Origin of the sequence: Kitasatospora sp. NBC_01250 (assembly GCF_036226465.1) — a bacterium.
Taxonomy (GTDB): domain Bacteria; phylum Actinomycetota; class Actinomycetes; order Streptomycetales; family Streptomycetaceae; genus Kitasatospora.
Map to the genome: position 1 here is coordinate 4,801,697 of NZ_CP108476.1, position 24,905 is coordinate 4,826,601.

General features: G+C 73.1%; 22 protein-coding genes and 1 tRNA gene. 10 read left to right on the forward strand and 13 right to left on the reverse strand.

Annotated features, from left to right (window positions below; genetic code table 11):
* Positions 1-2 precede the first annotated feature (2 nt).
* Both OG500_RS19995 and OG500_RS20000 read left to right on the forward strand, forming a co-directional pair.
* Complete coding sequence (locus OG500_RS19995; protein WP_327068014.1) at positions 3-1,052, forward strand: class E sortase; 1,050 nt, start codon at positions 3-5, stop codon at positions 1,050-1,052.
* Positions 1,053-1,099: 47 nt separating this feature from the next.
* Positions 1,100-1,864: a class E sortase gene (locus OG500_RS20000; protein WP_442789188.1), complete on the forward strand. Its 765-nt coding sequence runs from the start codon at positions 1,100-1,102 to the stop codon at positions 1,862-1,864.
* A gap of 73 nt (positions 1,865-1,937) precedes the next feature.
* Here the strand turns inward: OG500_RS20000 and pknB are convergent, their stop codons facing one another.
* The 5 genes from pknB to OG500_RS20025 all read right to left on the reverse strand — a co-directional run bounded on the left by pknB (position 1,938) and on the right by OG500_RS20025 (position 9,338).
* A complete protein-coding gene (gene pknB, locus OG500_RS20005; RefSeq protein WP_327068015.1) occupies positions 1,938-4,079 on the reverse strand; it encodes a Stk1 family PASTA domain-containing Ser/Thr kinase in 2,142 nt (713 codons plus the stop codon).
* A gap of 262 nt (positions 4,080-4,341) precedes the next feature.
* Entirely contained in the window at positions 4,342-5,802 is a 1,461-nt protein-coding gene (locus OG500_RS20010) for a peptidoglycan D,D-transpeptidase FtsI family protein (protein ID WP_327068016.1), read from the reverse strand.
* Positions 5,803-6,013: 211 nt separating this feature from the next.
* Positions 6,014-7,756: a PP2C family protein-serine/threonine phosphatase gene (locus OG500_RS20015; protein ID WP_329582144.1), complete on the reverse strand. Its 1,743-nt coding sequence runs from the start codon at positions 7,754-7,756 to the stop codon at positions 6,014-6,016.
* A 98-nt stretch (positions 7,757-7,854) separates the two neighbouring features.
* Positions 7,855-8,469: an FHA domain-containing protein FhaB/FipA gene (locus OG500_RS20020; protein WP_327068018.1), complete on the reverse strand. Its 615-nt coding sequence runs from the start codon at positions 8,467-8,469 to the stop codon at positions 7,855-7,857.
* 11 nt (positions 8,470-8,480) lie between these two features.
* On the reverse strand, positions 8,481-9,338 hold the full coding sequence (locus OG500_RS20025; RefSeq protein ID WP_327068019.1) for a DUF3662 and FHA domain-containing protein: 858 nt from the start codon (positions 9,336-9,338) through the stop codon (positions 8,481-8,483).
* A gap of 429 nt (positions 9,339-9,767) precedes the next feature.
* Here OG500_RS20025 and OG500_RS20030 point away from each other — a divergent pair.
* Positions 9,768-9,851 (forward strand) — tRNA-Leu (locus OG500_RS20030).
* A gap of 112 nt (positions 9,852-9,963) precedes the next feature.
* Here OG500_RS20030 and OG500_RS20035 read toward each other — a convergent pair.
* Both OG500_RS20035 and OG500_RS20040 read right to left on the reverse strand, forming a co-directional pair.
* On the reverse strand, positions 9,964-10,158 hold the full coding sequence (locus tag OG500_RS20035; protein WP_327068020.1) for a hypothetical protein: 195 nt from the start codon (positions 10,156-10,158) through the stop codon (positions 9,964-9,966).
* A 31-nt stretch (positions 10,159-10,189) separates the two neighbouring features.
* Positions 10,190-10,864 carry a potassium channel family protein gene (locus OG500_RS20040; RefSeq protein ID WP_329582149.1) on the reverse strand — a complete coding sequence of 225 codons (675 nt, stop codon included), beginning with the start codon at positions 10,862-10,864 and terminating at the stop codon, positions 10,190-10,192.
* Here OG500_RS20040 and OG500_RS20045 point away from each other — a divergent pair.
* On the forward strand, positions 10,863-11,522 hold the full coding sequence (locus OG500_RS20045; protein ID WP_329582152.1) for an MOSC domain-containing protein: 660 nt from the start codon (positions 10,863-10,865) through the stop codon (positions 11,520-11,522). The two genes, OG500_RS20040 and OG500_RS20045, sit on opposite strands and share 2 nt — an antisense overlap.
* Positions 11,523-11,547: 25 nt before the next feature.
* Here the strand turns inward: OG500_RS20045 and OG500_RS20050 are convergent, their stop codons facing one another.
* Positions 11,548-11,922, reverse strand: a complete 375-nt coding sequence (locus tag OG500_RS20050) for a hypothetical protein (RefSeq protein WP_327068023.1) — start codon at positions 11,920-11,922, stop codon at positions 11,548-11,550.
* A gap of 243 nt (positions 11,923-12,165) precedes the next feature.
* On the opposite strand from OG500_RS20050, the gene OG500_RS20055 reads away from it, so the two are divergent.
* A complete protein-coding gene (locus OG500_RS20055; protein WP_329582156.1) occupies positions 12,166-12,918 on the forward strand; it encodes an alpha/beta hydrolase in 753 nt (250 codons plus the stop codon).
* Here OG500_RS20055 and OG500_RS20060 read toward each other — a convergent pair.
* The 4 genes from OG500_RS20060 to OG500_RS20075 form a co-directional block, all read right to left on the reverse strand.
* Positions 12,872-13,030, reverse strand: coding sequence for a hypothetical protein (locus tag OG500_RS20060; RefSeq protein ID WP_329582159.1), 159 nt, complete (start codon positions 13,028-13,030; stop codon positions 12,872-12,874). The two genes, OG500_RS20055 and OG500_RS20060, sit on opposite strands and share 47 nt — an antisense overlap.
* Positions 13,031-13,252: 222 nt before the next feature.
* Positions 13,253-13,498: a chaplin gene (locus OG500_RS20065; protein ID WP_327068026.1), complete on the reverse strand. Its 246-nt coding sequence runs from the start codon at positions 13,496-13,498 to the stop codon at positions 13,253-13,255.
* A gap of 189 nt (positions 13,499-13,687) precedes the next feature.
* Entirely contained in the window at positions 13,688-14,884 is a 1,197-nt protein-coding gene (locus OG500_RS20070; protein WP_329582162.1) for a sensor histidine kinase, read from the reverse strand.
* Complete coding sequence (locus OG500_RS20075; RefSeq protein ID WP_327068028.1) at positions 14,881-15,543, reverse strand: response regulator transcription factor; 663 nt, start codon at positions 15,541-15,543, stop codon at positions 14,881-14,883. The genes OG500_RS20070 and OG500_RS20075 overlap by 4 nt, the downstream gene beginning before the upstream one ends.
* A gap of 185 nt (positions 15,544-15,728) precedes the next feature.
* Here OG500_RS20075 and OG500_RS20080 point away from each other — a divergent pair, with 185 nt between their 5' ends.
* Positions 15,729-17,567, forward strand: a complete 1,839-nt coding sequence (locus tag OG500_RS20080) for a phosphatidylglycerol lysyltransferase domain-containing protein (RefSeq protein ID WP_442789189.1) — start codon at positions 15,729-15,731, stop codon at positions 17,565-17,567.
* Positions 17,568-17,902: 335 nt separating this feature from the next.
* Positions 17,903-18,553, forward strand: coding sequence for a hypothetical protein (locus OG500_RS20085; protein ID WP_327068030.1), 651 nt, complete (start codon positions 17,903-17,905; stop codon positions 18,551-18,553).
* Positions 18,554-18,599: 46 nt separating this feature from the next.
* On the opposite strand, the gene OG500_RS20090 is transcribed toward OG500_RS20085, so the two are convergent.
* Positions 18,600-21,443 (reverse strand): SpoIIE family protein phosphatase, encoded by a 2,844-nt coding sequence (locus OG500_RS20090; protein ID WP_329582166.1) that lies wholly within the window; start codon positions 21,441-21,443, stop codon positions 18,600-18,602.
* A 308-nt stretch (positions 21,444-21,751) separates the two neighbouring features.
* Here OG500_RS20090 and OG500_RS20095 point away from each other — a divergent pair, with 308 nt between their 5' ends.
* The 3 genes from OG500_RS20095 to OG500_RS20105 are packed head-to-tail and all read left to right on the forward strand — an operon-like array spanning position 21,752 to position 24,904.
* Positions 21,752-22,969: a rhodanese-like domain-containing protein gene (locus OG500_RS20095; protein WP_327068032.1), complete on the forward strand. Its 1,218-nt coding sequence runs from the start codon at positions 21,752-21,754 to the stop codon at positions 22,967-22,969.
* A 25-nt stretch (positions 22,970-22,994) separates the two neighbouring features.
* Positions 22,995-23,645 carry a DUF5819 family protein gene (locus tag OG500_RS20100; protein WP_327068033.1) on the forward strand — a complete coding sequence of 217 codons (651 nt, stop codon included), beginning with the start codon at positions 22,995-22,997 and terminating at the stop codon, positions 23,643-23,645.
* Positions 23,642-24,904: an HTTM domain-containing protein gene (locus tag OG500_RS20105; RefSeq protein ID WP_329582170.1), complete on the forward strand. Its 1,263-nt coding sequence runs from the start codon at positions 23,642-23,644 to the stop codon at positions 24,902-24,904. The genes OG500_RS20100 and OG500_RS20105 overlap by 4 nt, the downstream gene beginning before the upstream one ends.
* The last annotated feature ends 1 nt before the right edge of the window (position 24,905 follow it).

A 24,905-nucleotide genomic window follows, 5' to 3' on the forward strand; every position in this document is an offset into this window, starting at 1 on the left:
CCGTGACGGCGGTGCGCCCGGAGGGGCGCCAGGACGCGTACCAGGGGTACGGCACGCCCGGCACCGGCGCCGGCCCGTACGGCGGCACGCCGGAGCCCGACGGCTGGGGCGTCTACGACCCGGCCCAGCCGCCCGGCCGGCCCACGGCCGAGCAGCCCGCCTACCCCTGGCTGGCCGACCAGACGCTGCAGCTGCGCACGATATCGGCCGCCCCCGCGGGTTCGGCCGAGGCCGAGCCCGCCGGTACCGGGCGGGCCGAGCGGCGCCGCGCCCAGGGCGCGATGTCGGTCCGGTCCGGCACCGGGCGCCGCCGGGCCAGCGGCCGGCGCGGTCCGGTGGTGCGCCCCAAGGAGCGCAAGCGGGTGCTGCTGGCCCGTGCGGTGGGCGAGCTGTTCATCACGCTCGGCCTGGTGATGCTGCTCTTCGTCGCCTACCAGCTGTGGTGGACCAACGTGCAGGCCGACGCCGACTCGAACGCCGCGCGCAGCAAGCTGGAACAGCAGTGGGCCGCGCCCGCCGCGCCCGCTCCCGCGCCGTCGCCCGGCGCGTCCAACACGCCCGCGCCCACCTTCGCGCCCGGCAAGGGCTTCGCGATCATCCACGTTCCCAAGATCGGTCTGGTCGACCCGATCGCGGAGGGCACCGACACCACGACGGTGCTGGACCACGGCCTGGTCGGCCACTACACCGGCACCGCGATGCCCTCGGACGCCAACGGCAACTTCGCCGTCGCCGGCCACCGCACCACGCACGGCCAGCCGTTCCGCAAGCTCGCCCAGCTCTCCCCCGGCGACAAGATCGTCGTGGAGACCCAGACCGACTACTACACCTACGAGGTCGAGGGCGGGATCCCGATGACCCCGCCGAGCAACGTGTCGGTGCTGCAGTCAATCCCCAAGGGTTCGCCGTTCACCCAACCGGGTCGCTACATCACCATGACCACCTGTACGCCGGAGTTCAGTGCCCAGGGACGGCTCATCGTCTTTGGCAAGATGGTGGACGACCGGCCGCGCAGCCAGGGGCTGCCGCCGGCGCTGCAGAGCGGCCAGTAGCGGACCGTCACGCGGGCGCCGCCGCCGGACGGACGAGCGGAGCCAGCGTGACGGACCTGTCGCACCAGCCGGTCGACGATGCCCCCGGGGCGGCTCCTGCGCGCCGCCGCCGCTCGCGGGTGGCGGTGGCGCTCGGGCTGCTCGGTGAGCTGCTGATCACGGCCGGCCTGGTGCTGGCGCTCTTCGTCGGCTACTCGCTCTGGTGGACCGATCTGCTGGCGGAGCGTCAGGCGCACCAGGCCGGCGACCGGCTGCGGCAGGACTGGTCGGTGCCCGCGGCCGGGGCGCCGAGCCCGGTGGTGCCCTACCAGGCCGGTGACGGGGTCGGCTTCCTGCACGTGCCCGCGCTCGGCAGCGACTACCAGGTGCTGATCAAGCTGGGCACCGGCCCCGAGGTGCTCAACGAGGGCGTGGCGGGGGTCTACCAGCAGCCGTACCGCGCGGCGATGCCCTGGGACCCGAGCGGCAACTTCGCGCTGGCCGCGCACCGGGACGGCCACGGCGCCAAGTTCCACGACCTGGACGCGCTGGACAAGGGCGACGCGGTGGTGGTGGAGACCCGCGACCGCTGGTACGTCTACCGGGTCGACGCCACCCTGCCGGAGACCAGCAAGTACGACGTCGGCGTCATCGCCCCGGTCCCCGAGGGCTCGGGCTACACCAAGCCGGGCCGCTACATCACGCTGACCACCTGCACGCCGGTCTACACCTCGCGCTACCGGATGGCGGTGTGGGGCAGCCTGGTGCGGGTGGACCAGGTGGATGCGAGCCGGACCCCGCCGCCGGAGCTGCGCGAGCGCGCCGGGCTGTGAGCAGCGCGAAGGGCCCTGGACGACCGCGTGTCGTCCAGGGCCCTTCGCACTGCTCACAGCCTCAGGTCAGGGCTTAGTTCCCCCCGTTGCCGCCCCCCGGTGGCGAGAAGGGGAAGCCGAAGGAGGGGAGGCCGCCACCGGTGGGACCCCCTTTGGTCGGCGTGGTGCTCGGCGTCGCGGGGGCCGCCATGGTGGTGAGCTGCACCGTCGAGTTCGGGTCGACCGGGGTGCCCGACTGCGGGTTGCTGCTGACCACGATGGCGTTGTCGTCCTGCGGGCCGGAGATCACGCTCGGGGTCAGGTGCAGCGCGCTCAGCGCCGCGAACGCGTCCTTGTAGGTCTTGCCGACCAGGATCGGCACGTTGACCTTCGCCGGCGCGGTGTAGATCGTCAGCGTGATCGGGGTGCTCTTGGAGGCCTTGGTGCCCGCCGACGGGTTCTGCACGGCGACCGTGCCGAGGGTCTGGCTCGTCGGGTCGGTGATCGGCTGGGTCTTCGAGGTGCTGTCGATCGTGGTGAAGCCCTGGCCCTGGAGGGCCGCGACGGCCGCCTGGGCGGGCTGGCCCACCACGCTCTGGATCGCGATCTTGCCCGGGCCCGAGGAGACGGTCAGGGTGATCGGGGTGTTCGGGTCGGCCTTGGTGCCGGCCGTCGGGTTCTGCGAGATCACCGAGTCCTGCGGGACGGTGTCGTCGTTGGCGTACTGGAGCGGCGCGACCGTGAAGCCCGCCGCGGTCAGTGCCTGGGAGGCGGCGTCCTTGGGCTGCCCGGTCACCGACGGGACGGGGCTCTGGCCCGGGCCGCTGGAGAGCTGGACGGTGATCTGGCCGTTGGCGGGCATCTGCCCGCCGGCCGCCGGGTTCTGCTGGCAGACCAGGTCCTTGGCGACGTTCCCGCACGGGATCGGGTCGCCCTGGGTGAGGGTCAGCTTGGCACTGGCGGTGTGCGCGGCCGTGGTGGCGTCGGCGATGCTCTTGCCGGTCAGGGTGGGCACGGTGATCTGGCTGGTGCCACCGCCGCTGTTGCTCTTGAACATGACCGAGGCCACGAAGAACGAGCCGACCAGGACGAACACCGCGGCGATGGCCAGGATGATCCAGGAGGCGTTGCTCTTCTTCGGCGGGTCCTCGCGCCGCCGGCTGCCGCGCGGACCGTCGTCGTACCCGTCGGGGCTGTACGCGGTCTCGTCGTAGCCGCTGCCGGGGCCGCCCTGCTGGCCCACCGGCGAGAGCATGGTGGTGGGCGCGGAGCCGGGGCCCTGCTGGGGCAGCAGGTTGGTCTGGCCGTAGGGGTCGTGCTGGGCGGGGTAGCCGTACTGGTCGTAGCCGTAGCCGCCCATGCCGTACGCGGCGGCCTGCTGGGCGGCGGCCACCGGGAGGCCGTCGAGGAAGCGCTCGATGTCGTCGCGCATCTCGTCGGCGCTCTGGTAGCGGTAGTCGCGCTCCTTGGCCAGCGCCTTGAGCACGATCGCGTCGACCTCGGGGCGCACCTCGGGGTCGTAGACCGAGGGCGGCTGGGCCTCCTCGCGCACGTGCTGGTAGGCCACCGCGACCGGCGAGTCGCCGACGAACGGCGGGCGCACGGTCAGCAGCTCGTAGAGCAGGCAGCCGGTCGAGTAGAGGTCGGAGCGCGCGTCGACCGTCTCGCCCTTGGCCTGCTCGGGGGAGAGGTACTGCGCGGTGCCGATCACCGCGGAGGTCTGGGTCATCGTCATCCCGGCGTCGCCCATGGCGCGCGCGATGCCGAAGTCCATCACCTTGACGTTGCCCTGCCGGGTCAGCATCACGTTGGCGGGCTTGATGTCGCGGTGCACGATGCCGGCCCGGTGCGAGTACTCCAGGGCCTGCAGGATGCCGATGGTCATCTCCAGCGCGCGCTCGGGCAGCAGCCGGCGCCCGGAGTGCAGCAGCTCGCGCAGGGTGGAGCCCTCGACGTACTCCATCACGATGTACGGGATGGAGATGCCGTCGATGTAGTCCTCGCCGGTGTCGTACACGGCGACGATCGCGGGGTGGTTCAGCGAGGCGGCGGACTGCGCCTCGCGGCGGAACCGGGCCTGGAACGACGGATCCCGGGCCATGTCGGCCCGGAGCGTCTTCACTGCGACGGATCGGCCGAGCCGGGTGTCATGGGCGAGGTAGACCTCGGCCATGCCACCGCGTCCTAGGACGCCGCCGAGCTCGTACCTGCCGCCGAGGCGACGAGGCTCTTCCATAGTTCCGGCCCTCTCCCTCACCGGCCGGTGAGGATATGACGTAGGTGTCCCCGCACATTGCTGTAGTGACGCTGCCCTTGCCACGGTGGTTCTGTGACATCGGTCGCGGATCCTGGCGGGCCCGTGACCGAGCTGCGGGCACACCCGCCGCTTGCGGATACGCTACCGGTCGCCGTAGCGACAACTCGACACGCCCGCCAGCTGAGACCAGACCGTAGCCGAGCACCTGCCCGACAGGGCAGGGCGATCCACGGCCCCGGGACTAGTGTCCGATCACCGCCTGCATCACGGACTTCGCGATCGGCGCGGCGATGCTGCCGCCGCTGATCTCGTCGCTCGTCGCGGCGCCGTCCTCGACCACCACGGCCACGGCGACCGGGATGTCGTTGCCGACCTTGGCGTACGAGACGAACCAGGCGAACGGCAGGCCCTTGGCGTCGGCGCCGTGCTGCGCGGTGCCGGTCTTGCCGCCGACCTCGACGCCGGGGATCTGGGCAAGCTTGCCGGTGCCGTTCTGCACCACGGCGACCATCATCTGCTGGAGCTTCTGGGCGGTGGCCGGGCTGACCGCCTGGTCCATCTCCTTGGGGGAGTGCTTGGAGAGCACGCTGCCGCCGCCCGACTTCTCCTGGTCCACCAGGTAGGGCTGCATCAGCTTGCCGTTGTCGGCCACCGCGGCGGCGACCATGGCCATCTGCAGCGGGGTGGCGGCGGTGTTGTGCTGGCCGATCGCGTCCATCGCGGTGCCGTCGGGGGTGGAGTCACTGGGGAAGGTGCTCGCCGCGGACCGGATCGGGGTGTCCACCGTGGCGTTGAACCCGAACTTGTTGGCCTGGGCGAGCAGCTTCTCCTCGCCGAGGTCGGCGCCGAGCTTGCCGTAGACGGTGTTGCAGGAGATCGCGAAGGCGTCGATCAGGGTGGCCTGCCCGCACGGCTCGCTGTCGCTGTCGTTGTGCAGCTCCCGGGTGGTGCCCGGCAGGATGTAGTGGTCCGGGGTGTCGGTCTGGTCGGTCGGGTTCTGGTACTTGCCGGTCTCGAACGCGGTGGCGGCAGTGACGATCTTGAAGGTCGACCCCGGCGGGTAGGTCTCCTTGAGCGCCCGGTCCAGCATCGGGTTGTCGGGGTCCTTGAGGAGGGCGGTGTAGGCGCTGCCGTCCGCGGTGCTGCTGCCGGCGATGGTGGCCGGGTCGTAGGACGGGGTGGAGACCAGGGCCAGGATCGCGCCGGTGCGCGGGTCGATGGCCACCGCGGCGCCCTTCTTGTTCCCGAGGCCCTGGAAGGCGGCCAGCTGGGCCTTGGGGTTGATCGTGGTGACCACGTCCCCGCCCTTCTTCTTGCCGCCGGTCAGCTCGTCCAGCGTGTCGTTGACGAAGAGCCGGTCGTCGGTGCCGCCGAGGACGGGGTCCTCCAGCGACTCGAGTCCGTTGCTGCCGAAGCGCTGCGAGTTGTAGCCGGTGATCGGGGCGTACAACGGGCCGTTGGTCCAGCCCATCTTGTACTTGTACATGGAGCCGGTGGTGGCGAGCGACTGCGTCATCGGCTGGCCGTCGGCGGTCAGCAGGTTGCCGCGCGGGTAGGAGTACTCGTTGTACTTGACCCGCTCGTTGTGCGAGTTGTCGGCGTAGGAGTCGGCGACCACCGCCTGGATCCAGTTGGCGCGCAGCAGCAGCGCGAAGACCAGGACCATGCAGAAGACGGAGACCCGTCGGATGGGCTTGTTCAAGAGACGCGGTCCCCTCCTCGTTGGCGTACGCGCGGCGTGCTCGGCGCCCGTAGGTGCGGCGGGAGTCATTCAACCGCACTAACCCTTACGCCCCGACCGCGCGGGTCGGTTCCGTGGGGGCGCCCGCCGGCCGGTGGACGAGGCGATCGGACGGACCGTCAGGCGCGCGACCGGCCGGGGCGGGCCCCGGGTCGCGCACCTGCGGGCCTCGTCAGGAGCAGTTCCCGGCCAGCTTCTGCTCGTCCGCGGTGAGCGGCGGGGGCCCGGCCGGGGTGCTCGGCGCGGCCGGCGAGGGCGAAGTCTGCGCCGGGGTGCTCGGGGCGGGCTGGGTGGGCTGGGTCTGCTGGCTCGGCGTGGCCGTGGGCGAGGGCGTCGCGGGCGAGGCGCCCACCTTGGGCGAGGCGTGGTACGAGGCGCTGGTCGCGGTGGTGGCCGGTGCCGTGGCGGGCTGCTTGAGCTTGTGGCAGACCGAGGCCTGGGCCTCGAAGTCCTTCGCCCGCTGGGTGGCGGCGTCCAGGCTGCTCGCCGAGACGGTGTTCTTGACCTGGGACTGCTGGTAGGCCGGCAGGTCCGCGAGCGAGGCATCCGGGAAGTCCTGGTGCACCGAGGAGAGGTTCAGCCCGGCCAGGTTCTGGTTGACGCCCTGGTAGACGGCGACGTGGCCGTCGTGGTCGCCCACGTAGTACTGGCCCTGGGTCCACTGGTACCCCGCGTACGCGGCGCCGCCGACCAGGCCGATCGCCACCACGGTGATCGCCGAGCGGCGGAACCAGCGCCGCTTGCGCGGTTGTTCGGCCGGCGGGGTCTGGTACTCCTGGGCGCGGTAGCCCTCGGCGTCGTACTCGCCCTCCGGCGCGCCGAAGCCCTCGCCCGGGTGGCCGGCGGGGCTGTAGCCCTCGGGCGCCTGCGGGTAGCCGGCCTGGCCGTAGCCCTCGCCGTAGCCCTCGCCGTAGCCCTCCTGGTAGCCCTCGGCCGGGACCTCGCCGTAGCCCGTCGCGTCGCCGTAGCCCTCGCCGTAGCCCTGGGCCGGCCCGAAGCCGGGGGCGCCGCCGTAGCCGTCGGCCGGTCCGAAGGCGCCCTGCGGGGGCTGCTGCGGGCGGCCGAGACCGGCCGCGCGTCCGGCGGGGGTGTCGATGATCGCGTTGTCCAGTGCGGTGCCGTGCGGCCCCTCGGCCACCGCACCGACCACCACGGGGGCGGCGACGAACTGGCCGCTGAGGGTGTCGCTGGGGCCCACGTCGAGCACGTCGGCCACGATGCAGGTGATGTTGTCCGGGCCGCCGCCGCGCAGCGCGAGCTGGATCAGCTCCTGGATGGTCGGCTCGGGCGCGTAGAAGCTGCCCAGCGTCTCCTCGAGGGTCTGGTGGCTGACCGGACCCGACAGGCCGTCGGAGCAGATCAGGTAGCGGTCCCCGGCCCGGACCTCACGGATCGACAGGTCGGGCTCGACCTGGCCGCGCCCGTCCAGCGCGCGCATCAGCAGGGAGCGCTGCGGGTGGGTCTCGGCCTCCTCCGCGGTGATCCGGCCCTCGTCGACCAGGCGCTGCACCCAGGTGTGGTCCTGGGTGATCTGGGACAGCGTGCCGTCCCGCAGCAGGTAGGCGCGCGAGTCGCCGACGTGCACCAGGCCCATCCGCTCGCCGGTCCACAGCAGCGCGGTGAGCGTGCAGCCCATGCCCTCCAGCTGCGGGTCCTGCTCCACCATCAGGCGCAGCCGGTCGTTGGCGCCCTGGACGGCATCGTTCAGCAGGGTCAGCAGATCGGCGTTCGGGTCCGACTCGTCCAGCGCGATGATCGCGCTGAGCGCCTCGGAGGAGGCGACCTCACCGGCCGCCGCGCCACCCATCCCGTCTGCCACCGCGAGCAACCGGGGTCCGGCGTAGCCGGAGTCCTCGTTCCCCTCGCGGATCAGGCCTTTGTGGGAACCCGCGGCGAAACGCAGCACGAGGCTCATACGGTGCGTGCCCCCCTCTGGGCCTCGCGCAGGGCGCAGGCAGCCGTGGTGCTGCCGTCCCGGCTGGTCATGGACGGGGTGCTGTCCCTCATGCGCTACTACTTCCGCAGTTCGATGACGGTCCTGCCGATACGGATCGGCATTCCCACCTGCAGTGGCGTCGGCGTTGTCAACCGCTGCCGGTCAAGATAGGTGCCGTTGGTGGAGCCTAGATCCTCCACGGTCCACTGCCCAGTCTGATCGGGGTAGATCCTGGCATGGCGCGAGGAGGCGTAGTCGTCATCGAGCACGATGGTGGAGTCGTGGGCCCGCCCGAGCGTGATGACCTGGCCCTGCAGCGCGACCGTGGTGCCGGCCAGCGCGCCCTCCACCACCACCAGCTGGGTCGGTGCTCCGCGCCGGCCGCCCTGGGCCGCCTGCTGGCGGCCGCGGCCGTTCGACGGCTGGCCGCCCTGGGTGGCGTCGCGTCCGCCCGCCGGGCCGGGCTGCTGCTGGCGCACCGGGGTGCCGGCAGCGGCGGCCGCACCGGCCGCAGCGGCCCCGGCGGTGGACCCGCTGGAGGCGGACGCCGTCCTGGCCGCCCGCCGGCCGATCCTGGTGGTGGCCTTGGCGCCGAACAGGTCGCCGCGGATCACCTGCACCGCGACGATGACGAACAGCCACAGCACGGCCAGAAAACCCAGCCGTAGGACTGTCAGAGTCAGTTCGGACACCGGAGCTCGCCCTACCCTTCGACCTGTCGGTAGATGATCGTCGTGGAGCCCACGACAATCCGCGAGCCGTCGCGGAGCGTAGCGCGCTGAGTGTGCTGTCCGTCCACCACGATGCCGTTGGTGGAGCCGAGGTCGAGCACCATGGCCGGGTTTCCGGGGCGGATCTCGGCGTGCTTGCGCGAGACGCCCGGGTCGTCGATCCGCACGTCGGCCTCGGTGGAGCGGCCCAGCACACAGGCGTTGCCGGTGATCTGATGGCGGGTGCCGTTGACCTCGATCCAGCGCCGGGCGCCCGCGCCGGTGCCGGCCCCGGGGAAGGGCCGCACATTGCTCTGGGCCGCGCTGGGCGGCGCGGACGGCAGGGCGGGCGGAGCGCTCGGGGCGGGCGGCGCACCGGCGTACGTCGGCGCGCTGCTCTGCTGCCACGGTGCGCCGGGCTCCTCCGCCGGGCCGCGGCCGTACGCCGACGGCGCGGGGGCGGGCGGCTCGGGGGTCTCGCCGGCCAGCGTGCGGCTGCGCACCCGGTACAGGCCGGTGTCCAGGTCGTCGGCACGCTCCAGGTTCACCTGGAGCGGACCGAGGAAGCTGTAGCGCTGCGCCTCGGCGTACTCCAGCACCATGCCGGAGAGCTCCTGGCCGAGCTGGCCGGCATAGGGGCTCAGCCGCTCGTAGTCGTGCGGGCTGAGTTCGACGATGAAGTCATTGGGCACCACGGTGCGGTCGCGGTTCCAGATGGTGGCGTTGTTGTCGCACTCGCGCTGCAGCGCTCCCGCGATCTCCACGGGCTGGACCTCGGACTTGAACACCTTGGCGAAGGTGCCGTTCACGAGACCCTCGAGTCGCTGCTCGAACTTCTTCAGGACTCCCACTGGGCACCCCCTTCCACAGGGCTCTCGGCTTCCGGGCTCGGGCCGTGGGGGCCCGATTGCGGTACTTCCGTACTGATCGTATCCACGCCGCGGCCATCTGTACGGTTCCCCGGCCGCACGACAGCGGGGCGTGCGCTTGCGCACACCCTGTCTGCTCGGGTGGTCCTGGTGCAACGACAGGTACCCCCGGGCGGGGCCCCTCATCCCTGGCTCACCCGTTCGCCAGGCCGTTCGAGTGGCGGGTCCGGTGCAGGTGTGCAGGTCGGGGCCGGGGATGGATTCGTAGGTTCCCGCTGGACCGTGCTAATGTTTTCCACGTCGGAAGGGGCGCCCGAGAGGGAGCCGAAACCGGCCGAGTGAGAAGCGAAGCGGGTCCAAACCGGTTCGACCTCACCCGGACGATCGGTTAGCATCTACGACAACACCCATGCGCGGGTGGCGGAATAGGCAGACGCGCTGGATTCAGGTTCCAGTGCCCGAAAGGGCGTGGGGGTTCAACTCCCCCCTCGCGCACAGTGAGACAGGGTCTCACCGAGATGACGGAAGTCATCGAGGTGGGGCCCTTTCTCGTATGTCCGCCGGTCCGTCGTCCCGCCGGCCCTCGCACGGTGCGGCCCCGCCCGGCTCAGTCCTCGCCGAGTTCCTCGGCCTGCGCGTGCGGGAGGGTGATGCCGTGCTTGGCGGCCATCCTGAGCAGGCCGGCGATCCTGCCCTGATAGGCCTGGACGCCGTCGAGGTCGCCGTCGGCGCGGGCCCGGGCCAGTGCCTCGCGGGCCAGTGCCAGCTGCTCGCGCAGTTCCTCGTCGAATAGGCCGGTCACCCTCTCAGGATCGCCTCGCCCGGAGGAAAGCTCAACCGGGTCCGTGCTCCTTGGGCCGGTGCTCGTCGGGCTGGTGCTCGTCGGCCGGGCCTCCGGGGTGCCGCTGCCGGGCCCGGTCGCCGAGCCGGCCGCGCAGGTACTGGCCGACCGCGGTGGCGCCGGCGGTCAGGAAGACCAGGGTGTAGAGGATCTGCAGCATCACCACCACCCGGGCCGACTGGCCGAGCGGGGCGATGTCGCCGTAGCCGACGGTCGACATCGTGACCACGGTGAAGTAGAGGGCGTCGATCCGGGTGGACAGGCCCTTGAACTCGCCGGGGTCGCGGGCCAGCGACAGGTAGGCGGCGGCGAAGACCAGCAGGGCCACCAGGCTCAGCAGCGGGATGCCGAGGCCGGGCCGGCCGCGCCGGGAACCCACCATGAGCAACTGGATCTCGCGCAGCAGCAGCCCGGCCAGGGCGGTCAGCAGCAGGGCGAGGACCGTCCAGCTGAGCGCGGGGTGCTCGGGGCCGAAGGAGCCGAGCGGGATGGTGAAGAAGACGACCAGCAGCAGTGGCGCACCGGCCGCCAGCAGCAGCCGGGGCCAGCGCGCGGCACGGGGCGGCGAGTCCATGAGGCCCAGCCTGGCGGGCCGGGCGGGGCGGGGCCCGGCCTGCTGGGCCGCCCGGGGGAGGCGGCGGGCGGCCCGCCGGTAGGTTGGTTCCATGGAGTCGAGCGCGTTCGTCCGGTCCGTGAACATCGGGTCGGCCACCTTGACCGGGTTCTCCGACGTGGGGAGCACCGGGATCGACAAGCGGCCGGTCAGCGGCCCGATCGAGGTGGTCGCACCGGTTTCGGGCAGCGCGCTGGCCGGTGACGCGATCTGCGACCTGCGCCACCACGGCGGCCCGGACCAGGCGGTCTACGCCTATGCCTGGGAGGACCTGCTCGGCTGGGCCCCGGAGCTGGGGCGCGAGGTCGGGCCGGGGGTGTTCGGGGAGAACCTGACCACCGAGGGCCTCGAGGTGAACGGCGCGCTGATCGGCGAGCGCTGGCAGCTCGGTTCGAGCCTGGTGCTGCAGGTGACCGTGCCGCGGATCCCGTGTCGCACCTTCGCGGGGTGGCTGGGTGAACGGGGCTGGGTGAAGCGCTTCACCCAGCGGGCGCTGCCCGGCGCCTACCTGCGGGTGCTCACGCCGGGGGCCGTGCGGGCCGGCGACCCGGTGCGGGTGCTGCACCGGCCCGCGCACGGGGTGACCGTGGCCACCGTGTTCCGGGCGCTGACCCTGGAGCCGGAGCTGCTGCCGCTGCTGCTCGACGTGCCGGAGCTGCCCGAGGCCACCCGGGAGCGGGTGCGGCAGCGGACGGCGGCCCGAGGCGCTTGAGCGCGCCGCCGGGGGTGCGGACGGGTCAGATGGTCAGCTCGCTCTCGATCCGGTGGACCCGGTGCCGGGCCATGGCCAGGTTGGCCCGGGCCCGGTCCAGCACCAGGTAGAGGAAGAGGCCCTGGCCGCCCGAGCCGGTGAGCGGGCGCACCAGGTGGTACTGGCGGGTCAGGGTGGTGAGGATGTCCTCCATGGTCTCGTTGGCCCGCCCCTGCAGCTCGGCCGCGCGCAGGGTGGCGCGCACGACGTCGGTGCTGCCGGCCGCCGCGAGGGTCAGGTCGAGGTCGTTGGCGTGGCCCAGTGAGCCGAGCGTCATTCCGCTGCCGATGTCCACCAGGGCCGCCCCGAGGGCGCCTTCGATGGTCATGGCCTCCTTGAGCGCACTGTCGACACCGGCCATCGGGACTCCCAGGGATCGTTGGAGCAGGAGATCGTTCGGGTACTCCGGAGGTTAGGGATCCGGGCGGGTGCGGTCCGGCAGCCGGCCGGTATTGACCGGTATTTGCTGAAATCCTCGGGAACTTGCCTGCTGGCGTGGGCACTTATTGACAAGGGTTGATCGCGATCGGCTGGCGGCGCCGCCCCGGCCCTGCGGCGTACCCGCGACACTGGATCCTGAGCAGGCCGGTCGAAGGGAGTGCGCATGCGCGGGGTGCGGTGGCGGGTACAGCCGGGCGGGGCCCGGGCGGTGGTGCTGGTGCTGCACGGGGGACAGGTGGCCAGCACGGTGCCGGCCAGCCCCTGGCAGCCCGCGGCGGTGCGGATGCGCGGCTTCGTGGCGCCGCTGCTGCGGGCCACGGACGGGCAGCGGCCGGCGGTGGGTCTGGTGCGCTACCGCTACCGGGGCTGGAACGGTGAGCGCGCCGATCCGGCCGAGGACGTGGTGGCGGTGCTGGACGGGCTGGTGGCCGAGCTGGGACCGGTGCCGGTGGTGCTCCTCGGCCACTCGATGGGCGGCCGGGCGGCGCTGCGGTCCGCCGGGCACCGTGCGGTGACCGGTGTGCTGGCGCTCGCGCCCTGGTGCCCGCCCGAGGACCCCTGCGAGCAGTTGGCCGGCCGCACGCTGGTGACCCTGCACGGGGACCGCGACCGGGTGACGGATCCCGCCGCCACCGTGGACTTCGCGGCCCGGGCCCGGCAGGCCGGTGCGCGGGTGGCCGGGATCGAGGTGGCCGGGGGCGATCACGCGATGCTGCGCCGCTCGCGGGACTGGCACCTGGCAGCCGCCCGGCTGACCGCGGCCCTGCTCGGGGTCCGCCCGGCGCCGCCCGAGGTGGCGGCGGCTCTCGACCTGGTCGGCGCGGACCGGGACGGGCTGCGGATCCCGCTGCCGCACGGTCGGCGGCCAGTCAGTTCCGGCGCACCGAACAGTTCCGGCGCACCGAAGGCACGGTGAGCACCAGAGCGGTTGCGAGCAGCAGCCCCAGGGAGCCGAAGCCGAGCACCGTGGTGGCGCCGAAGAACCCGGCGGCGGCGGTGAGCAGCCCGGCGAGGGCGGGGCCCGCCACGGCGGCGGTGGACCGGGCGCGGACGGCTCTCCTACCGCAGGGCCGCCGAGCTCTTCACGGTCGCCACCCGGGGCCTGGATCCGGCGGGTCGCGGCTGGACGCTGCGGCAGCTGCGGCCGGCCGGTGCCGCCCGGCGCGCCTCGCCGCAGCGGTAGGGCCAGGCGCCCGGACAGCAGAGGGCCGGCCCCGCCCGGAGGGCGGAGCCGGCCGAGGTACGCGGCGTCAGCCGTTCGTGCAGGTGTTCCCGAAGGCCGGGTTGAGCAGGCCGATCACGTCGATCGAGTTGCCGCAGAGGTTGATCGGGATGTTGACCGGAATCTGGATCACGTTGCCGGACAGGATGCCGGGCGAGCCGATCGCCGTGCCGACGGCAGTGGCGGAGTTGTCGGCCGACGCGGCACCGGCGCCGCCCAGCACCAGCGCACCGGTGGCGCAGGCGAGGGCGATCGCCCTGCGGAAGTCCTTCATGGGGGTGTCTCCATTCCTTGCCGGATAGAAGAGGGGCAGACGAGAGCACTTCCGATCAGCACTGACCGAGAGTGTCCCTCGGGCTACTCTTCGGCTTCGATTCCCCGCGGAACGGTGACGCTGTCGGAAAGTCACCCGTAGTCACCCGCACGGCGCAGAAACCGGCCTGATTACCGCACTCGTCCGGCCCTACCCGCGCCCGCTCCAGTCCCGCCCGCCGGGCAGCTCGGCGCGGACCAGGAAGCCGTGGTCGGTGGTCGGCCCCGCGGTCAGCCGACCGCCGAGCAGCTGGGCCCGCTCGCGCAGCCCGACCAGGCCGTGCCCGCCGCCGGGCAGTGCCGGGCCGCCGTCCGGGGGGCCGCCGGCGGGTCCGTTGCGCACCTCCACCAGCAGCTGGGCGCCCTCCTCGGTGACCGCGATCCGTACCGCGGCCCCCGGCGCGTGCTTGCGGATGTTGGTCAGCGCCTCCTGCACCGTCCGGTAGGCGGCGCGCTGCACGGCCTCGGGCCACTCCCGCTCGCCCGGGTCCAGCTCGACCTCGCCGCCGGGCAGGCCGCTGTCCTCGATCAGCCGCGGCAGGTCGGCCAGCCGGGGCTGCGGGGCGAGCGGCGGGCCGCTGGGCTCGGCGCCCTCCGGCAGGCCCGCGCCGCCGGCCGTGCGCAGCACCCCGACCATCTGCCGCAGCTCCTGCAGGGTGCGTACCGACAGTTCCCGGATGGTCTGCGCGGTGCGTTCGGCGTTCGGATCGGTGGTGGACACCTGCAGTCCGCCGGCCTGCACGCTGATCAGGCTCACCTGGTGCGAGACCACGTCGTGCATCTCGCGGGCCAGCCGGGCCCGCTCGGTGGCCAGCACCCGCTCGGCCAGCAGCCGGGCCTCGCGCCGCTGGCCGCGGGTGAGCTCGCTCAGCCGCAGCGTCAGCTCCCGCCGGGTGCGGGCCAGCATGCCCAGCGCCACCGGGGCGGTGCCCAGCAGCAGCGACTGCATCATGGCCAGCCCGTTGGTCTGGGTGAGCGCGATCGGATCGATCCCGGAGTTCTGCCCGGAGACCGACCAGGTGAAGTAGTCGGCCAGCGCGAAGGCGCTCGCGCAGAGCACCGGCACCAGCGGACGGCGGCGGGCGGCCGTCACCGAGTACAGCGCGGTGATCGGGGCCAGCCAGCTCTCGGTGAAGAAGGTGCCGGGCACCGCGAGCAGCATCGAGACCACGGGGTAGCGCAGCCGCAGCAGCAGGCCGAGCGCGGCCACGCAGTTGAGCGCGTTCTTCCACCAGACCGTGTCGCGGTCCAGCAGCCAGCTCTCCAGCAGGGCGTAGGCGACCGGGACGAGCAGCGCCAGGCGGTGCCGGGCGGTCGGCGAGAGTCTGCGCCAGAGGTCCTGGATCACTGCCCGGTCGGCCGTACGAGTCCGGCGCGGTGGGCGATCACGGCGGCCTGCACCCGGTTCGCGGCGCCCAGCTTGCTCAGGATCGCGCTGATGTGGTCCTTGACCGTCCCGGTGCCGAGGAAGAGCCGGTCGGCGATCTCCGCGTTGGCCAGGCCCTCGCCGAGCAGCGCCAGCACGTCCAGCTCGCGCCCGGTCAGCGAGCGGACCAGGGTCAGTGCCGCCGCGTCCGGGCCGCCGCCCTCCACGAAGCCGCCGATCACGGTGCGGGTCACCGCGGGCGAGAGCATGCTGCCGCCGGCCGCCAGGATCCGCACCGCGTGCACCAGCTGGTCGGGCGCGGTGTCCTTGAGCAGGAAGCCGGCCGCCCCGGCCCGCAGCGCGGTGCCGATGTACTCGTCGGTGTCGAAGGTGGTGAGCATCGAGACGGCCGGTGGCTCGGGCAGGGCCCGTAGCCGGCGCAGCACCGAGATGCCGTCCAGGTCGGGCATCCGGACGTCGAGCAGCACCACGTGCGGCCTCAGCCGCCGCACCTGCTCCTCGGCCTCGCCGCCCGAACAGCCGCCGACCAGCTCCAGGTCTGGGGCCGATCCGACGATCAGCCCCAGGCCCGAGCGGACCAGCAGCTCGTCGTCCACGATCAGCACGCGGATCGCCGTCACGATCCCTCCTTAGCTTCTTGCTCGGAGACGAGCCTAGGACGTCGAACGGTTCTCACCCCCGCCGATCGGCGGGGTGGGAATCGGCTGCCCGGTTCACGCGGATCTCCGCCGGGCTGCGCCACGATGGATGACACTCCACCAGCAGTGCGGATGCGCCGCCGGATCCGATCGTTTGGAATTGAGCTGTGTCGACCACCACCAAGCAGCCTTCGCCGGCTGCCCCGGCCGCGCCCCGCACCGGTCCGCTGTCCCGGCTGCGGCCCATCGCCGCCACCGGCACGGTCTGGTACCTGCGGCTGATCGCGCTGGTCAACGTGCTCGCGGTGGTGGTCACCCCGTTCCGCAACTCGGTGCGCCACCACAGTGAGGGTCAGTACTTCACGCCCTACCTGATGACCGAGGGCCTGGCCAGCGCGGTGCTCTCGATCTTCCTCGCGGTGGCGATGCGCCGGCGCAAGCGGGCCGCCTGGATCTTCAACTTCGGCCTGGGCGGGCTGACCTTCCTGGCGTACCTGCTGGCGCTGGTCTTCCCCGGCAGCGACCACTTCAACAAGCACGGATTCAACTACTTCTCCACCGTGCTGACCGGACTCTTCATGCTCTTCCTGGTGGTCGGGCGCAAGGAGTTCACCTCCAAGGGCGACCGCTCCAACCCGCTGACGGCGGTGGCCACCTTCATCGGCGGGCTGGCCCTGGGCGGCGTGGTCGGCGCACTGCTGGTCAACATGAACAACCGCCTGTCGGGCGCGAGCTTCTGGGACGAGTTCCGCTACGCGGTGGGCCGGATGGTCACCGTCACCCCCACCGACAAGCTGCTGGACGTGATCGACGTCCCCAACTGGCTGAACGCCTTCATCAACGCGATGGGCGCGGTGCTCTTCCTGCTGGTGCTCTACGTCGCCTTCCGCAGCCCGCGCGGCACGGAGCTGCTCACCCCCGAGGACGAGGCGAAGCTGCGCGCGCTGCTGGACAAGCAGGGCGAGCGGGACTCGCTGGGCTACTTCGCGCTGCGCCGGGACAAGGCGGTGATGTTCTCGCCGACCGGCAAGGCGGCGGTCACCTACCGGGTGGTCGGCGGGGTCTCGTTGGCCTCCGGCGACCCGATCGGCGACCCGGAGGCCTGGCCGGGCGCCATCGACGCCTGGCTGGCCGAGGCCCGCGAGCACGCCTGGGCGCCGGCCGTGATGGGCGCCTCCGAGGAGGCCGGGGTGATCTACGCCCGGCACGGGCTGGACGCCCTGGAGCTGGGGGACGAGGCGATCGTCGAGCTGGACGAGTTCTCGCTGGACGGCCGGGCGATGCGGGGCGTCCGGCAGGCCTACAACCGGGTCAAGCGGGCCGGCTACACGGTGCGCATCCGCCGGCACGAGGAGATCCCCGAGGCGGAGATGGTCGACCTGCTGAACAAGGCCGACCTGTGGCGCGACGGGCAGACCGAGCGCGGCTTCTCGATGGCGCTGGGCCGGCTCGGCGACCCGGCCGACGGGCGCTGCGTGATGCTGGAGTGCCACGACGTGGAGGGCGAGCTGCGGGCGGTGCTCAGCTTCGTGCCGTGGGGGCCGGGCGGCCTGTCGCTGGACCTGATGCGCCGCGACCGGGACACCGAGAACGGCCTGATCGAGTTCATGGTGATCGAACTTCTGGAGAAGGGGGCGGCGGAGCAGAACCTGAAGCGGGTCTCGCTGAACTTCGCGATGTTCCGCTCGGTCTTCGAGCGCGGCTCGCGGCTGGGCGCGGGGCCGGTGCTGCGCCTGTGGCGCGCGGTGCTGGGCTTCTTCTCCCGGTGGTGGCAGATCGAGTCGCTGTACCGGGCCAACGCCAAGTACCGGCCGATCTGGGAACCGCGTTACCTGCTCTTCGAGAAGAGCAGCGAGATTCCCCGGATCGGCATCGCCAGCGCCCGGGCCGAGGGCTTCATCACCGCACCGAGCCTCCCCTCGCTCTTCCGTCGTCGGCACACCCGCTCCGCCCTGCCGGGCGCGACCGCGGCGCTGCCCACGGCGGAAGGCGACGGGAAGGGGTAGCCCTCCGCCGGGGGGCGGAGGGGACCCGCAGTGCCGACCCCTGATAACCGGACGACCACACCCTGAGATCGACACGTGCGATATCCCACTTGAGGATGAGTGGAATATGGGTATGGGGGCCGAGTCGGACGATGTTGAATCTGCATAGGCTGGAGCTGTACCCGGGCGGGTGAACCTCTTCCAGGCCGGATATATCTACGAGAGAGAAACGGACGAGAGAGGCAGTCGTGGACCAGAGGACCCACACGGGGGACGAGCGACGAGGGTGGTCGGAGCAGTTGCGCCGGGCCGTCGTCGCCGAGTGGGGAACATTGTTCGGCACCATCCGGGATCATGTGGCGCGCAAGCGATTCGCGTCCATTCCGCTGGCGGTCGGTGCGACGTTCCTGATCCTCCTGTTCAGCATTGTCCAGCACCTGCCCGGTGGCGAGGCGTTCGTCACCCGGATCGGGGTGGTCAAGGCCGGGCTGCCGCTCGACGTCTCGCTGCTGCGCACCCCGCTCTCGCTCTACGTGCCCGCGCTGGACCTGCCGGTCTGGGGGGCGCTCGCGCAGGTCCTGCTGGTCTTCGGGATCGCCGAGATCGTGCTCGGCCGCAAGGCCACCCTGTTCATCGCCTACGCCTGTACCCTGGCCGGCACGCTCTACGCGCGGATCGGGGTGCAGATCGGCCCGGACCACCTGTTCGGCTTCGCCGGCAAGGTGGCGTACATGCGGGACACCGGGCCGTCGGCGGCCGTGGTGGCGCTGGCGATCTGTGTCGCCTGGAAGACCCGTGCCTGGTTCACCGGGGCCCTGGTGGCGGCGACCATGGTCGGCGAGGCCGTGGTGCTGCCCAACCTGGCCGGTCTGGAGCACGTGGTGGCGATCATCACCGCGGTGCTGATCGCGGCCACCGGCGAGGTCTTCGGCAGCTACTGGCCGCGGGTGCTCAACGGGGTCGGGGCGGCCACCCTGGTCAGCGCCGAGCGTCGGCGCACCGCCTGACCGGCTGACCGCCTGATCGCTCGGCCGTCCTGACCGGCCGGGCCGTTCAGCCGCGCGGCAGCGGCTGCTCGAACCAGACCACCTTGCCGACCGCCTTGCGGGCGGTGCCCCAGCGCTCGGCGAGCTTGCTGACCAGGTTCAGGCCGCGGCCGTTCTCGTCCATCGACTCGGCCGGCTCCAGCGAGGGCAGGTTGTGGTTGTCGTCGCTGACCTCGACCAGCAGCTTGTCCACCCGGATCAGCTGCAGCTGGACGTAGTCCCGGGCCACCCGGACCGCGTTCGTGACCAGCTCGCTGACCAGCAGCTCGGTGGTGTCACTGAGCGCGGTCAGCTGCCAGGCGGCCAGCTGGTCGCGGACCAGCTGGCGGGCCCGGCGCACCTCCGACCGGTCGACCGCCAGGGTCCAGGTGGCCACCTCGGTCTCCGCCACCCCGTCGAAGCGGGCCACCAGCAGCGCCACGTCGTCCTTGCGGTCGTCGGAGTGCAGCCGTTCCAGCACCGTGTCGCAGGCCTCGTCCGGCGTCCGCTTGGGGTCGATCAGGTTCCCGCAGAGCGCCGCGAGGCCTGCTCCTATGTCGCCGCCGCGCACCTCGACCAGGCCGTCGGTGCACATCACCAGCATCGAGCCGTCCAGCACGTCGATCTTCTTGGCGACGAACGGCACCCCGCCCACCCCGATCGGGGCGCCGGCCGGGATCTCCAGCAGCTCGCCGGTGCCGTCCGGGTGGACCAGCACCGGCGGCACGTGGCCGGCGCTGGCCAGCTCGCAGGTGCGGTTGATCGGGTCGTAGACCGCGTACAGGCAGGTGGCCAGGTGGTCGTCGCCGATCTTCTGGGCCAGGTTGTCCAGGTGGCGCAGCAGCTGGCCGGGCGGCAGGTCCAGGGCGGCCAGGGTCTGCATGGCGGTGCGGAAGCGGCCCATCGCGGCGGCCGAGTGCAGGCCGTGGCCCATCACGTCGCCGACCACCAGGGCCACCCGGCTGCCGGGCAGCTGGATCGCGTCGAACCAGTCGCCGCCGACCTCGGCCCGCCGGTCGCCGGGCAGGTAGCGGTGCGCGACCTGGACGCCGGGGATCCGCGGCGGGCGGGTCGGGATCATCGAGCGCTGCAGCGTGGTGGCCATCTTCGACTCGGCCCGGTGCAGCCGGGCGTTGTCCAGCGAGAGCGCGGCGCGGGCGGCCAGCTCCTGCAGGGTGGCCGCGTCGGCCTCGTCGAACGGCGCCCGGTCGGGCAGCCGCAGCAGCTTGAGGATGCCGAGCACGGTGCCGCGGGCGGAGAGCGGCAGCACCAGCATCGAGCGCCCGGAGACCACCGGGACCAGGCTCGGGCCGCCGCCCAGCGCGGCCGCGTAGTCGACGGCCAGCTCTGGTCGCACCACCGGGACCAGCACCGCCTGGTTGCGCTGCAGGGCCATGCCGGGCGGGGTGCTGCGCGGCATCGCCATCAGCGCGCCCTCGTCCAGCACGTGCGCCCAGCAGCCGGCGGACTCGTGGAAGCTGCGGGCCACCCGGCGCAGCATGGTGTCGTCGTCGGGCAGCTCCTCGGGCAGCTCGGCGTCCGAGATCAGCCGGTCCAGCAGGTCCACGCAGGCGAAGTCGGCCACCCGCGGCACCAGGACCTGGCACAGCTCGCGGGCGGTGGTGTCCAGGTCCAGGGTGGTGCCGACCTTGCCGCCGACCTCGTTCAGCAGGGCGAGCTGCTCGCCGGCCTGCCCGTTGATCAGCAGCGGGGCGAGCTGGTCGGCGAGCGGCTGGACGGTGAGCCCGGCACCGTTCGGCTCCGACGGCGCGGCCGGGCCTGCGGACGGGGACGCGGCGGTGGCGGGCGCGGGCACGGCGGCGGGGCGCTGCTCGGTCGTCAGGGGAGCTCCCGGGCTCGGTGCGGGGCCCGGGGCCGCCGGGCGCGGTGCCGGTAGTCCGGCGGATGTCGCCCGGCCGGGCGCTGGATCAGCGCCGTGCTGCTGGGCGGGGTCCGCCGTCCGCGGTTCGGGGACCGCCCGCAGGCCCGGCGAGCCGCCCTGGGCCTCCGGCGGGGCGTACCCCCGGGCCGCGGCGGAGCGCTGCTGCGCCGTCGGGTAGCGGCGGCCGAGCCCGGCCGCCAGCTGGGCCACCCCGCCGGCCAGCGGCTCGTACGGGACGACCGGCAGCCGGGTGCCCGCGTCCACCCAGAGCGCGGGTGCGCCGGCGGCGGCGATCCGGCGCAGCAGCCCGCGCAGCCGGGTGGCGCCGAGCCTGGGCAGCAGCGGGGCCAGTGCCGCCGCCGAGCCGGGGGTGGTCGAGCCGAGCGCGGCCGAGATCCGGTGGAAGACGCCGCCCTCGGCGCGCGGGGCGCCCCAGTCGTTGGTGTCGGTGGCCGCGTACGGCAGCAGGCGGCGGCCGATCGCGATCCGCGGGCCGCGCATCCGCAGCGGGCGGGCGTCGGCGGCCAGCAGCAGCAGGCTGCGGCCGTCCGGCTCGACCAGCGGGTAGGCCCACCACAGGACCGAGCGGACCCGCTCCTCGCGGTCGGTGACCGCCAGCGGGCCGGCCCAGGCGCCCACGGTGGTCTGGTCGTCCAGGGTGTCGAAGGCGTCGCCGCGGCGGTGGGCGGTGGCGCTGCCCGGCCGCGCGCTCGGGACGGTGGGCAGCAGGCCGCGCGCGGTGCGGCCCTGGACGGTCTCGGTGCGGTGGCCGAAGAGCTCCTCGGCGCCGCGGTTCCACAGGGCGATCCGGCCGTCCGGGTCGACCAGCACGGCCGCCAGCCGCACCATGGCCACCACGCCGGAGGGTTGCTGGTCGGTGGCCTGGTCGGGATCGGGCGGCGCGGGGACGAGCTGCGCAGCCGTGACCGCGCCCGGCGCGCTGGGCTGCTGCGCGGAGGTGTCCGCGGTGGAGTTCGGGTCGTCCGCCATGGGCTTCGTGATCGCTCCCGCCTGTCCCGTCGTGATGGGGCCCACCATCTGCCGGTCCCTTAGCGAAGCACGGACCGGGCCCGGGCCGGTACTGAAACGGCCAGATTCGTCAGTATCAGTTGCGTGTCACCCAGCGTGCGCCCTGTCGCACCCTCTGTCCATCTTTTCGTTGGCCGGATTTCGTCGCCCTCATCGCGCCTGGCGTCCGGGCCCGGCCCCGGTAGGCTCGACGCGGTCCGGGCCCGTCCCGGGCGGGCCGGTTGGCGATGATGACGACGGATGATGAGCGAGGCGAGCAGGTGACCGCGATGAGCCCCGTCCGCTGGGCGGACCCGGAGCGGCAGCGGCTGGAAGAGCGGGTCGCGGCCACCGAGTTGGCCTGGCTGACGCTGGAGGTCGACGTCGAGACCCTGCGGGTCGAGATCGACAACTTCGCGCTCGTCCACCACGAGCGGCTCGGCCCGCTCTACGCCCGGATCGACGAGCTGGAGGCGCTGATCGCCGAGGCCGTGGCGGCGCGCACCGGCAGCCCCGAGGACCTGCGCCGGGCCGTGGACGCGCGCCGCATGGTGGACGAACTGCCCGACCTGGACGCCCTGTTCGACAGCGTGCGGCAGGCCGAGGAGCAGGCCGCGCAGGCGGTGGGCGACACCGACGAGGCGGCTGGTCAAGCCGGCGCCGCGCAGCCGCCGCGCCGGGTGCGCCCCGGCAAGGAGGCCCAGCGGCTCTACCGCGAGCTGGCCCGCCGGGCCCACCCCGACCTGTCCACCGACCCGGCCGAGCAGCAGCGCCGCTCCGCCTTCATCGCCCGGGCCAACGAGGCCTACGCGCGCGGTGACGCGGCGGCTCTCGAGGCGCTGACCGAGGAGTGGTCGACCGCGCCGGAGTCCGCGCCCGAGCCGGACGCGCCGGACCGCGGCGAGTGGCTGCTCCAGCGGCTGGAGTGGCTGGGCGCGCGGATCGCCGAACTGGCCACCGAGCAGGTCCGGCTGGAGGGCACCGCGATGGGCTCGCTGCTGGCGCTCGCGCCGGGCGACCCGGACCAGTTGCTGGCCGAGCTGGCCGAGCAGCTGCTGGCCAAGGCCGCCGCCCAGCAGCAGGAGCTGACCCGGCTGCTGGCGGTGGACAATGGGGCACCGGTCCCGGCACCCCGGCCGTCGTCCGTACCCGAGCCGTCAACCCAGCAGGAGAGCCCGAGCATGTTCCAGCAGATCCCCACCGTCCAGGTCGACAACGTCCCCGCCGACGCGGTGCTGATCGACGTGCGCGAGCAGGACGAGTGGGACGCGGGCCACGCCGAGGGCGCGCTGCACATCCCGATGAGCCAGTTCACGGCCCGTCTCGACGAGGTGCCCGAGGCGCCGTTGTACGTGGTCTGCCGCGTCGGTGGCCGCTCGGCCCAGGTCGTGCAGTACCTGGTCGGCCAGGAGCGCCAGGCCTTCAACGTGGACGGCGGCATGTTCGCCTGGGCGCAGGCGGGGCGCCCGATGGTGAGCGGCTCGGGCGAAGAGGCTTACGTGCTGTAACTCCGTAGGAGGGGAGGCAGGCCCGATGGCCGACCAGGAGGTGGTGCGCTCCGGCATGCCCGGGCGCGCCTGGTCGCCGCCCGCGCTCGCGGTGCTGGCGACCGGTGCGGCGGTGCTGCTGAGCGGCACGGCCGTCTTCCTCGGCGCGCTCTTCCTGAGCGTGGCGCCCCCCAACTCGCTCTCCCAGCGCTACCAGGACCAGGTCAACGGCCTCGTCTACCCGGAGTTCGAGCAGAACTGGAAGCTGTTCGCCCCCGACCCGCTGCAGCAGAACATCAGCGTCGACGTCCGGGCGCGCACCGCCGTCGGCGACGGCGGCTGGGTGGACCTGACGGCCCAGGACATCGCCGCGGTGCGCGGCAACCCGTTCCCCAGCCACGCCGACCAGAACCTGCTGCGCCGGGCCTGGGACTTCTACGACAGCACCCACAACGCGCAGGACGAGAGCCCGGTCGGCACCCGTGGCCGGCTCTCCGAGGAGTACCTCAAACGGATCGCGCTGCAGCGGATCGGCCCGACGCTGCTGGGCGCGCCGATCACCGGGATCGAGATCCGCTCCGCGACCGTGGCGGTGCCGGCGCCGCCGTGGAGCACCCAGCGCTGGTCCACCGAGCCCCAGTACCGCCAGTTGCCCTGGTGGCCGGTGGACACCGCGGACCACCAGGGGCTGTCATGACCGGCCGGCCGGAGACCGACGGCCTGCTGACCGGGATCCCGCGCCAGGGCGGGCCGGTGGCCGAGGAGCACGAGCCCGCCCGCCCGGCGCCGCCCGCGCCGCGCCCGGACCCGGCGGGGCGGCTCGGCGGCGCCCTGCTGGCCGGTTTCACCGCGCTGACCGCCCGGCCGCTGGCCGGCCACCAGGCCGCCGTGGTGCGGATCGGCTTCGCGCTGACCTTCACCCTGCAACTGCTGCGCGAGTGGCCCGACCGCCGTGAGCTGTACGGCGACCGGTCCCCGTGGAGCCCGCAGCTGGCCCGTGACCTGGTGGGCGAGACGCACGCCTTCACGGTGCTGCTCTGGCGCGACGAGCGCTGGTGGTTCGAGGGCTGCTACCTGCTGGCGATCCTGGCCGGGGTGCTGATGCTGCTCGGCTGGCGGACCAGGTTCAGCTCGGTGCTCTTCCTGGTGGCCGTGGTCTCGGTGCAGAACCGCAACGTGCTGGTGGGCGACGGCGGCGACAACATCATCCACCTGATGGCGATCTACCTGGTCTTCACCCGGTGCGCGACCGTCTGGTCGCTGGACGCCCGGCGCGCGGCCCGCCGCGGTGCCCGGACGGGCGGCGGCGGTGGGGGGCCGGTCGGGGTGCTGCTCTGGCTGCTCGGCGGCGGGCTGCTGACGGCCGCTCAGCTGACCGGGCACATCGGCTGGGGCGGGGACGGCTGGCCGGGCGTCGGCTGGGCGGTGCTGTTCTGGACGCTGTGGGCCTTCGCCGGCCTCTGGTACGCCGTCGAGCGCTGGTGGCCCGGGGGCGAGCCGCGCGCGGTGCTGGACGCGCTGGCCACCATGCTGCACCACTGCGCGATGCTGGTGATCGCCGCGCAGGTGGTGCTGGTGTACGCCACGGCGGGCTGGTACAAGGTGCAGGGCTCGCGCTGGCAGGACGGCTCCGCGCTCTACTACCCGCTGCACCTGGACTACTTCACCCCGTGGCCGGGCCTGTCGGCGCTGCTCGGCGGCAGCGCGGTGCTGGTCTTCCTGCTCTCCTACGGCACCGTGGCGGTGCAGGTCGCCTTCCCGTTCACGCTGGTGAACCGGCGGGTGAAGAACGTGCTGCTGGCGCTGATGATCACCGAGCACCTGGCGATCGCGGTGCTGCTCGGCCTGCCGTTCTTCTCGCTGGCGATGGTCGCGGCGGACGCCGTCTTCCTGCCCACCGGTGCGCTGCGCCGGGTGGGGGGTTGGCTGGGGGACCGGCTGGGGCGCGCCGCCTAGG